General features: G+C 65.6%; 1 protein-coding gene. It reads right to left on the bottom strand.

All coding sequences use genetic code 11. The features are described from left to right. Positions 1-12,024: non-ribosomal peptide synthase/polyketide synthase (locus FX984_RS31190; protein WP_154905412.1), on the bottom strand; the 12,024-nt coding region annotated here is incomplete at its 3' end. Positions 12,025-12,036: the final 12 nt, after the last annotated feature.

The raw sequence follows: 12,036 nt of genomic DNA, 5'->3' as shown, positions 1-12,036 counted from the left end.
GTAGCTCAGGGAGGCACGCAGGGTCGCCTGGCTTTCCTCCACGTCCAGTGCCAGGTCGAACTGGGCCACGCCTTCATCCCAGCTCAGCACTTCGACGTCCAGTTCGGTGAGGCGTTGCAGGTGATTGGCTGCCGAGGTCACGCGATGGTTGAACATCACCTGGAACAGTGGGCTCAGGCTCATGCTGCGCTCGGGCTGCAGCGCTTCGACCAGCTGCTCGAACGGCAGGTCCTGGTGGGCCTGGGCTTCGAGGGAACGTTGGCGTACCTGTTGCAGCAGTTGCACAACGCTCATCTGCCCGTGGATATCGGCCTTGAGCACCTGGGTATTGACGAAGAAACCGATCAGCCCCTCGGTTTCCAGGCGATTGCGGTTGGCGATCGGCACCCCGACACGCACGTCTTCCTGGCCGCTGTAGCGGTGCAGCAACGCCTGGTAGGACGCCAGCAGCACCATCGGCAACGTCACTCCGGCGCTCTGCGCCAGGCGACGCAAACCGGCCAGCAGCTGCGGTTGCAACTCGATGCCCAGGCGAGCGCCGCGATGGCTTTGCACGGCCGGGCGCAGGTAGTCGAAAGGCAATTCCAGCACAGGCTGCACACCGCCCAACTGCTCATGCCAGTAGGCCAGTTGACGGGCCTTCTCTCCCGCCTCCATCCATTGGCGCTGCCACACGGCATAGTCGGCGTACTGGATCGGCAAGGCCGGCAGGGCTGGCGTCTGCCCGTGGCTGAAGGCGGCGTACAGTTGCACCAGCTCCTCGACCATCAGTTGCATCGACCAGCCATCGGAGACGATATGGTGCTGCACCAGCACCAGCACATGTTCGTCCTCGGCCAGGCGCAGCAACCGGGCCCGCAGCAACGGCCCGCGCAGCAGGTCGAATGGCTGCGCAACGACGTCAGCCACCCGTGCCTTGAGGCCGGCTTCATCGGTGTCGACCAAATCGATTTCAATCAGGCCCGAGTCTTCAATCAATTGGACCGTACCGGCGGCGTCCTGGCGCAAATGGGTGCGCAGGCTTTCATGGCGTGCCAGCAAGGTGTCGAAGCTGCGTTGCAGCGCCGCCAGGTCCAACGGGCCTGTCAAACGCAGGGCGCTGGGGATGTGGTACGCGGCGCTTTCGGGGTCGAGTTGCCAGAGGAACCATTGACGTTCCTGGGCATACGACAGCGGCAACGGCTGGCTGCGATCGGCCTTGAGCAGCGCCGGCGCGAGCACGCCCTCCTCACCCAGGGCCATCACGAAGTCACCCAGCAACGGGTGTTCGAACAGGGTCTTGAGCGCCACTTCCAGCGCCAGTGCCTGGCGCACCCGCGATACCACCCGCGTGGCCAGCAGCGAATGCCCGCCCAGCTCGAAGAAATGGTCGTCAAGACCGACCTGGGGCACGCCCAGCACCTCGGCCCAGATCGCCGCGACCTGTTGTTCGCGCGGGGTGACGGCGGCCACATGGCTCTTCAGCAACAGGCGGGTATCGACCTTGGGCAAGGCCTTGCGGTCGAGCTTGCCGTTGGGGGTCAAGGGCAGGCTGTCGAGGAACATCAGGTGCGCCGGCACCATGTAGTCCGGCAGGCGCTCACGCAATGCCGCTGTGTAGGCTTGCGCCGGCTGTGCCGCAGACGTCACCAGGTAGGCGATCAAGCGGTCGTTGTCGGCCAGCACCACGGCTTCGCGAACGCCTTCATGCTCGCGCAGGCAAGCTTCGATTTCGCCCAGTTCGATACGGAAGCCGCGTACCTTGACCTGATGGTCGACCCGGCCGATGTACTCCACCACGCCGTCGGCACGGTAGCGTGCCAGGTCGCCGGTGCGGTACAGGCGCTCGCCCGGCGCGCCGTACGGGTTGGGCACGAAACGTTCGGCGGTGAGGGCTGGCCGCGCGTGGTAGCCGCGTGCCAGGCCGACGCCGCCGATCAGCAGTTCGCCGGCCGCACCCACCGGGCATGGACTGAGTCCGGCATTGAGGATGAACAACGCGGTGTTGGCGATCGGGCGCCCGACCAAAGGTTGCGCCTCCAGCAGGCGATGGGCCGCCGACCAAATGGTGGTTTCGGTGGGACCATAGAGGTTCCATACCGGGCCTTGCAGGTCGAGCATGCGCTGGGCCAGATCGGCCGGCAGCGCTTCGCCGCCGCACAGGCACTTGATACCGCGCAGCACGTCGGCACGTGGGCTTTCCAGCAGCATGCGCCAGGTGGACGGCGTGGCTTGCAGTACGCTGGCGGATTGGGCGGTGACCAGATCGATTATCGCCTCCGGGTCGAGCGCCAGTTCCTGACCGCTCAGCAGCACCGTGGCGCCGACTGTCAGCGGCACGTATAGCTCCAGGGCAAAGATGTCGAACGAGAACGTCGTCAGCGATAGCACCCGCGCCTGCGCGCCGATGTCCAGGGTGCCGACCATGCCGCAGGTAAAGCTGCACAGCGCCTGGTGCGGCACCATCACGCCCTTGGGCTTGCCGGTGGAGCCGGAGGTGTAGATCACATAGGCCAGGTGTTGTGGCGTGACGCTGACCTGCGGGTTGTGTTCGTCACCGCCGGCGTCCTCGACCAAAAGCACCTGCAGGCCTTGCGGTTGCACCAGGCGCCCAATCAGCGGCGACTGAGTCAGCAGCACCTGGGCGCGGCTGTCTTCGAGCATGAAGGCCAGGCGCTCCGCCGGGAATTGCGGGTCCAGCGGCACATAGGCGCCACCGGCCTTGAGGGTCGCAAGCAGGCCGACCACCATGTGCAGGGAACGCTCCACATGCACCGCCACCCGCACGTCCGGGCCGACGCCCGCCGCGATCAGGCGATGGGCCAGGCGGTTGGCGCGGCGGTTGAGTTCGCTGTAGCTCACGGCCTCGCCATTAAATTGCAGCGCGATGGCGTGCGGCTGTGTCAGGGCTTGTGCTTCGAACAACTGGTGGACACAGCGCTCGCGTGGGTAGTCGACGCTCGTGTGGTTCCAGTCTTCGACCATCTGCTGCCATTGCGATGGGCTGAGCATCGCCAGTTCGTCCAGGGCCTGGGAGGCATCGTTGACCACTGCGCGCAGCAGGTTCTGCCAGTGCACGGCCAGGCGCTCCAGGGTGGCGGCGTCGAACAGGTCGGTGGCGTAGGTCAGGGATGCCCAAAGGCCGTCGACGGACTCCTCGGTTTCCAGATTGAGGTCGAACTGGGTCGTGTGACCGGCCCAATCCACCGGCTGCAGAGCCAGGCCAGGCAGTTGCACCGGGCCGGCGCGCAGGTTGTCCTGGTGATTGAACATCACCTGGAACAACGGGTTATGGCTGAGGCTGCGTTCCGGTTGCAGCGCTTCTACCAGTTGTTCGAACGGCAAGTCCTGATGGGCCTGGGCTTCCAGGGCACGTTGCTTGACCTGGGCCAGCAACTGCTCGAAGGCCATCTGCCCGTGCAGGTCGGCCTTGAGCACCTGGGTGTTGACGAAGAAGCCAACCAGACGCTCGGTTTCCAGGCGATTGCGGTTGGCGATCGGCACCCCGACACGGATCTCGGCCTGGCCGCTGTAGCGGTGCAGCAACGTCTGGAACGACGCCAGCAGAAGCATGAACAAAGTCACGTCCTGGCGCTGGGCAAGTGCCTTGAGCTCGGCCACCAGGGCGTTGTCCAGATGTACCCGCCGACGCGCACCGCGATGGCTTTGCACCGCCGGGCGCGGGTGGTCCAGGGGCAGTTCCAGCACCGCGTGTTCGGTGCCCAGGCGTGCACGCCAGTAATCGAGTTGGCGTTGTTTCTCCCCGGCCGCCATCCAATCGCGCTGCCACACGGCATAGTCGGCGTACTGGATCGGTAAGGCCGGCAACGGCGCCTGGCCTTGATACAGCGCCAGCAGTTCGTCGACCATCACTTGCATCGACCAGCCGTCGGAGATGATGTGGTGCTGGGTGATCACCAGCACATGGTGCGCGGCCGTGATCTCCAGCAGCATGACGCGCATCAGCGGACCGTTGAGCAGGTCGAACGGGCGTTGGATCTCTTGCGCGACCGCCTGCTCGATGGCCGAGTCTTGCACCTGCTGGCGTTGGATCACCATCGCCAGGTTGGGCTGGATGACCTGCCAGGTGTGCTCAGCCTCTTCCACGAAGGTGGTACGCAGCGGTTCATGACGCTGCACCAGGGCCTGGAACGCGTGCTCCAGTGCCGGGATATCCAGCTCACCGCGCAGGTGCAATGCGGTCGGTACGTGGTAGGCGGTGCTGCAGGGATCCAGTTGCCAAAGGAACCATTGGCGTTCCTGGGCGAAGGACAGTGCCAACGGCCGGTCGCGCCCCAGCGCCACCATCGAGCTGGCAGTGCCGGCCTGCAACCCTGCGCAGGCCGCCGCGAACGCTTCCAGCGTCGGCTGCTCGAACAACGCTCGCAACGGCACGTCCAGCTTGAGGTCGTGACGCACGCGGGAGATCACCTGAGTGGCCAGCAACGAATGGCCACCGCGTTCGAAGAAATGGTCATCGAGCCCCACCTGCTCGACGTGCAACACCGTTTGCCAGATCGCCGCCAATTGCATGTGCAGCGGGCTTTGCGGAGCGCGGTAGGCGTGTCGCGCCTGGCTCAGGTCCGGCAGCGGCAGTGCGCGGCGGTCAAGCTTGCCGTTGTTGTTCAACGGCAGGGCATCGAGCACCAGCCAATGCCCCGGCACCATGTAATCCGGCAAGGACTGGCGCAAGACCGCCGCCAGCGCCTGGGTATCCAGTGATTGGCCGTGGGCCGCGACAACGTACGCGACCAACTGCGTACCGGTGGCACTCGGCTGCGCAACGACGGCAGCTTCGCGCACCCACGGCAGGGCTTGCAGACTGGCCTCGATTTCGCCCATTTCGATACGGAACCCGCGGATCTTCACCTGATGGTCGATACGCCCCACGTACTCCAAGGCGCCCGCCTCGTTGTAACGGGCCAGGTCGCCACTGCGGTAGAGTCGCGCACCGGGAACCGTCGAAAACGGATCCGGGAGGAAGCGCTCGGCGGTCAACGCCGGGCGGTCGAAGTAACGCTGGGCCAGGCCGAACTCGGCACCGATGCACAGCTCGCCGACGCCATCGGTGGCCAACAGCTCGAAACCGCTGTCGAGTACATACAGCGAGCGACCATCGCTCGCCCGGCCAATCGGCACACCGAACGCATCACTGGCATCCGCCAGTTGGCACTCATGCACGCTGGACACCACGGTGGCCTCTGTCGGCCCGTAGGTGTTGACCAGGCGCACGCCGCCCAGGCCGGCCGCGTGCCAGGCGCGCAGCCCTTCCACCGACATGGCCTCGCCGCCCACATGCACCTGGCGCAGGTTACCCAGGGCGCGACCATCGGCCGCGCACTCCTTGGCCAACAGGTACCAGTAGGCCGCCGGCAAGTCAGCCAGGGTCACGCCCTGCTCGACGATTTCCCGTGCCAGTTGCCCGGCATCCCACAGTTCATCGCCACGCATGATCAGCGCGGCGCCCACACACAGCGGCGGGTAGCACTGTTCGACAAAGCCGTCGAAACTGAAGGTCGCGAACTGCAGCACGCGGTCCTCTGCACACAGTTGGCTGTAGACCTCGGCGCTGTCGCAGAATTGGCCGAGGGCCGCATGGTCGATGGCCACGCCCTTGGGTTGGCCGGTGGAGCCCGAGGTGTAGATTACGTACGCCAGATCGGCAGCGGCAGCGTGGGTGAGTGGGTTGCTGACAGGGTAGCCGGCCAGCTCGGTACCGGAGACGGTGAAGTCCAGACGGGCCAGCCCTTGCGGCAGCGGCAGGTCGGCCAGCAACCCGGCTTCGCTGAGCAACAGGTCCAGGCGGCTGTCCGCCAGCATGTAGGCCAGGCGGTCGGCGGGATAGTTCGGGTCCAGGGGCACATAGGCCGCACCGCTTTTGAGCACGGCCAGCAGGCTGACGATCAGTTGCGGGCCGCGCCGCGACGCCAGGCCCACGCGCTGGCCCGGGCCCGCGCCCAGTTCCAGCAGGCGATGGGAGAGCCGGTTGGCATGGGCATTGAGCTGGGCATAGCTCAAGCGCGCTTCGCCAGCCTGTACCGCCAGCGCGTCCGGTGTGGCAGCAGCCTGGGCCGCAATGCGTTCGTGCACGCGCAGCTGGCGTTGGGCAGCGCCCGGCGACTGGCTCAGGGCAAGCACGTCGCGCTGTGCGGTGGCGTCAAGCAATTGCAGGTTGCCAAGGGGCGCCTGGGCATCCGCGAGCAACTGCACCAGCAGGTGGTGCAGGTTGGCGCTCAAGCGTGCGACCTGTTCAGCGCTGAACCGCGCCCGGTCGTAACTGAACTCCAGGCGCAGGCTGGCCCCCAACTCAATGCCCAAGGTCAAAGGGTAATGGGTGCGTTCATGGTTGTGAATATGGCCAAACGCCAGGCCTGCGGGTGCGCCCTGCTTCAGGGCCTCGGCCACAGGGAAGTTTTCGAACACCAGCAAAGTGTCGAACAATGCGCCCTGCTGGCCGGCCCAGCCTTGTATGTCGTACAGCGGCACATGCTCGTGGTCACGCAGGCTGAGATTCAGGGTTTGCAACTCGTTGAGCCATTGGGCGGCCGGTTGGGCTGGCGAAGGCGTACTGACGATAGGCAGCGTGTTGATGAACAGGCCCAGTTGCTGCTCGATCCCCGGCAGCGGTGCCGAACGCCCGGCGACAGTCGCGCCAAAGGCCACGCAATCCTGACCGGTGTAGCGCTGCAGCAACAGGCTCCACGCTCCTTGCAGCACCGTATTGAGAGTGATTTTCTGGCGACGGGCGAACTCGCCGAGGGCCTGTGTGAACTCGCCCTCAAGGATCAATTGATGCTCAGCCGTGCCCAGGCCATCGACCGGCGCGCGCAGCGCTTGCGCGAGCAAGGTGGGTGTTTGCAACGGCGCCAGGGCGGCTTTCCAGAACGTCTCACCCGACGCTTGCTGTTGCAGCCAGCCGAGGTAATCGCGGAACTGCCCCAGCGGCGCGGGCAAGGCCTGGCCGGCATAGTGGGCGATGACTTCACCCAGCAACTGGGCGTTACTCCAACCGTCCATGAGGATGTGGTGGCTGGTGAAGATCAGATGCCAGGCGTTACCGGCGCCCCGCACCAGCATCAGGCGAAACAGCGGCGCAGCATTAAGCGCGAAGCCCTTCTCGCGTTCAGCCTCGGCAAGCGCATCGAAGTCGGCATCGATGTCTTCGATCACGTGCAACTGCACGTCGACCTGACGCTGGATGACTTGATGGGCACTGTCCAGGCCCAGCCAGTGGAAGCTGCTGCGCAGAATGTCATGGCGGTCCAGTGCCGCCTGCCAGGCGCGGCCGAACGCCAGCAGGTCGAGGCCGTCGATATCCACGCGCAACTGGTTGATGTACGCCTGGGCTTCTGGCGCGTAGAGGGTATGGAACAACATGCCCTGCTGCATCGGCGACAGCGGATAAAGGTCGGCAATCGCCGGCCCCGCCACGGGCAACGCGTCCAGTTGCTGTTGGGTCAAGCACGCCAGTGGGAAGTCCGAAGGGGTAACCTGCCCTGCCGGGGTGGCTCGGCAATGCTCGATCAAGGCCTTGAGCTCTGCCGCGTAGTCATCCGCCAACTGCTGCACAGTCGACACCTCGAACATCTCGCGACTGAACCCCCATTGCAGCGCCAGCTCACCGCCGTACACCTGCCCTTCCACCGTCAGCCAATTGGCCAACGGTGCCTCGGCATCCTGGGCCTGGCCGCTGCCCTGGGTAGACGGTACAAACAACGCGGATTCGTTGAACTGGCGGTCGAACTGGCCCAGGTAGTTGAAGGTAATGCGTGGCGCGGCCAGGTTCGCCAGGGCTTCGCGGGCCGCAGGCGGGCCGAGGTAGCGCAGCAGACCGTAGCCGATGCCTTTGGCGGGCACGGCGCGCAGCTGCTCCTTGACCGACTTGATCGCGGCCGACAGCTCGCCGTCGGCTTGCAGGCGTACCGGGAACAGGCTGGTGAACCAGCCCACGGTGCGGGTCAGGTCGACACTGTCGAACAGGTCTTCGCGGCCATGGCCTTCCAGCTGGATCAGTGCGGCGGCCTGGCCGCTCCAACGGCTGACCACCCGCGCCAGGGCGGTGAGCAACAGGTCGTTGACCTGAGTACGGTAGGCCGCTGGCGCGTCCTGGAGCAGTTGACGGGTGTGTTCGGCGTCAAGGCGTATTTCGAGCTTGCTGCCCACGCGGTTTTGCAGGCCGCCCTGGAGGTTGTCGCACGGCAAGTCCGCGTCCGCCGTCTGCGCCTGCCAGTACGCCAACTGGTGGTCCAGCGTAAGGGCATGGGCTTGCAACTGTTCGGCCCACAGCTGGTAGGCGCTGGTCTTGGTCGGCAACGCTGCCTGGCGGTAAGCCTGTTGCAGGTCTTCCAGGACGATGCGCCAGGACACGCCATCGACCGCCAGGTGATGGATCACCAGCAGCAGGCGCTGGCTGCCATCGGCCATGCTCACCAACGCGGCACGCAGCAGCGGGCCTTGCGTCAGGTCGAGGCTGCGCTGGGCCTCATCGCACAGCGCCGACAGCTCATCGTCGCTGCTGGCTTGTGCTTGCCACAGGCCCGGCGCGGTGACCGGCGCGGCATAGGCTTGCTGCCAGGTGTCGGCCTGTTGCACAAAACGCAGGCGCAAGGCGTCGTGATGGTTGATCACCTGGGTCAGGGCGGCTTCCAGGCGCGCCGGTTCCAAGCGCTCGCGCGGGGTCAACAACAACGATTGGTTCCAGTGGTGACGCGCGGGGATCGCCTGGGCGAAAAAGCCTTGCTGCACCGGGGTGAGGATCACCTCGCCGCGGGCGGGACCTTGGTCGATCACGGCGGTGTGCTCGAAGCCGGCCACCAACGCCAGGCTGCGCACGCTCTGGTACTGGAACAGGTCGCGCGGGCTGAGGCGAATCCCCGCCTGGCGCGCGCGACTGACCACCTGGATGGAGATGATCGAATCGCCGCCCAGTTCAAAAAAGTTGTCGTCCAGGCCCACCTGCTCGACGCCGAGCACATCGCTCCAGATCGCCGCCAGGGCTTTTTGCAGGTCGTCTTGCGGCGCGATATAGGCCTGTTGTGGCGTTGCATCCGGTAACGGCAGGGCCTTGCGGTCGAGCTTGCCGTTAGCGGTCACCGGCAGCTTGGCCAGGGGCACCATATGGGTCGGTACCATGTATTCCGGCAGGCTGCCGAGCAGCCAGGCCTTGAGGTCGGTGGGCGTCTCGCCCTCCAGCACCAGGTAGGCCACCAGTTGTTTGCCGCCGTGTACCAGCACCACCGCCTCACGCACCGCCGGGTGTTGCATCAGGCGTGTCTCGATTTCACCCAATTCGATGCGCAAGCCGCGCAGCTTGACCTGGTGGTCGAGACGGCCAAGGTATTCGATCACACCGTCGTCACGCTGGCGCACCCGGTCGCCGGTACGGTAAAGGCGCGCGCCGTCACCAAAGGGGCTGGGCACAAAACGTTCGGCGGTCAGCGCCGGACGGCGGTGGTAGCTGCGCGCCAGGCCGGTACCGCCCAGGTACAGCTCGCCGGCCACGCCGGCAGGCACCGGGTTGAGCTGCGCATCGAGCACGTAGGTGCCGAGGTTGGCAATCGGACGGCCGATGGGCACGGCGTCACGGCCTTCGTCGATGCAGGTCCAGTGGGTCACGTCGATGGCCGCTTCCGTCGGACCATAGAGGTTGAACAAACCGGCCTGGGGCAGCTTGGCGAACACCTGCAGTTGCGCGTCCAGGGGCAAGGCTTCGCCGCTGCAGACAATGCGCTTGAGGCTTATGCAGGCCTGCACGCCCGGCTCATGGATAAACGCCTGGAGCATGGACGGCACGAAGTGCAAGGTGGTGATCCCGTGCTCGCCGATGGTCTCGATCAGGCGCGCCGGCTCGCGGTGTTCGCCAGGGGCGGCGACCACCAGGCGGGCGCCGGTCATCAGCGGCCAGAAGAACTCCCACACCGACACATCAAAGCTGAACGGGGTTTTCTGCAGCACCGCGTCACTGGCATCCAGGCCGTAGACCTGCTGCATCCAGCACAGGCGGTTGACCAGTGCGCGATGGCTGTTGCCGGCGCCCTTGGGCTTGCCGGTGGAACCGGAGGTGTAGATCACATAGGCCAGGTTCAGCGCGTGGATGTCGACGGCGGGCGCTGCGACGCTGTAAGCGTCGAGCCAGCCGGGCGCCTGGTCGAGGCGCATCACCCGAATGCCTTCGACAGGCAGCAGTGGCAGCAGGCTGTGCTGGCTGAGCAGCAGCTGGATGCCGCTGTCTTCGATCATGTAGGCCAGGCGTTCCTGGGGATATTCGGGATCGAGGGGGACGTAGGCGCCGCCGGCCTTGAGCACGGCCAGCAGGCCGATGACCATCTCGATGGAACGCTCAACGCAGATACCCACCAGCGCATCAGGACCGACCCCGTGGTCGCGCAAGGCATGGGCCAGCTGGTTGGCACGGGCGTCGAGTTGCGCGTAAGTCAGCGTGGTCGCGCCGAACACCAGCGCCGGCGCATCCGGCGTGCGCTGTACCTGGTCTTCGATCAGGTGATGAATGCCACGTTCGGTGGGATACGCTTGTGCGGTCTGGTTCCAGGCGTGCACCTGCCTCTGTTGCTCATCGACGGCCAGCATCGGCAACTCGCCGATGCGCTGTTCGCCATCGGCCACCATGGCCTGCAACAGGCTGATCCAGTGGCGTGCCATCCGCGCGATGGACGGCGCGTCGAACAGGTCATTGGCGTAGGTCAGCGCAGCGTGCAGGGTGCCGGACTTTTCATAGGTGTCGAGGGTCAGGTCGAACTGGGTGGTGCGGCCTTGCCACTCCACCAGGGCCAGTTCCAGGCCGGAGGCGGTGCTGACCGAAGCGATGTCGGCCACCACCGGCTGATGGTTGTACATCACCTGGAACAGCGGCGTATGGCTGAGGCTGCGCTCGACCTTCAGGGCTTCCACCAGGCGCTCGAAGGGCAATTCCTGGTGTGCCTGGGCGCCAAGGGCGTGCTCCTTGATACCTTGCAGCAACTCGGCGACCCGGGTTTGCCCGCTCAGCTCAGTGCGCAGGACTTGTGTGTTGACGAAGAAGCCGATCAACCCTTCGACTTCCGTACGGTTGCGGTTGGCGATAGGCACCCCGACGCGGATATCGCCCTGGCCGGTGTAGCGATGCAGCAACACATTGAAGGCGCCGAGCAGCAGCATGAACAGGGTGGCGTTGTGCTGTTGCGCGCAGGTGCGCAACTGCGCGGCCAGCGCCGGCTCAATCGCGAAGGTGTGGCGGGTGCCCTGATAGCTGGGCATGGCCGGGCGCGGGCGGTCCGTCGGCAGTTCCAGCACCGGGTGCTCGTCGCCCAGGCGCGCCTGCCAGTAGTCCAATTGACGAGCCTGCTCCCCGGCTTCCAGCCAGCGGCGCTGCCACAGGGCGTAGTCGCTGTACTGGATCGGCAGCGCCGGCAATGGCGGCGCTTCGTTGCGCTCATGGGCGTCGTAGAAACGAATGAACTCGTCGATCAACACGTTCATCGACCAGCCATCGGAGACGATATGGTGCAGGGTCAGCAGCAGTACGTGCTCCTGGGCATCGAGCTTGAGCAGTTGCACACGCAGCAGCGGGCCGTGTTCCAGGTCGAACGGCAGCAGCGATTGGCGGGTGGCCGCATCGTTGACGGCGTGTTCGCGTTCGGCCGCGGCCAACGCCGTCAGGTCCAGTTGCTCAATGGCCAGCGACGGCTGTACGGCCACCTGCATCAGGCGCTCATCGGCCTGGCGCTGGAACACCGTGCGCAGGGTTTCGTGCCGGTCCACCAGGCTGGCAAACGCCTGCTCCATGGCGCCCAGGTTCAGCGCACCCTTGAGGCGCACCGCGCCCGGCAGGTTGTAGGCGCCACTGCTCGGGTCCAGTTGCCAGAGAAACCACATGCGCTGTTGCGCATAGGACAGCGCCTGGCGGTCCTCTGCCTCCACGCCGGCCGGAATCGGAAACCGCGAAAAATCCACCCCTTCTTTCTGCAGTGCCTGCAGGAACAGCTGGCGCTTTTCCAGGGGCAACCCGATAAACCGGCGAGCAAGTTTCAAGGAGTCTTCAGCATTCATTTGTTGGAGTCC

It is taken from the genome of Pseudomonas marginalis (genome assembly GCF_008692035.1).
In the GTDB taxonomy this organism is placed as follows: Bacteria; Pseudomonadota; Gammaproteobacteria; order Pseudomonadales; family Pseudomonadaceae; genus Aquipseudomonas; species Aquipseudomonas marginalis.
This window is presented reverse-complemented; position numbering and strand designations above follow the sequence as displayed.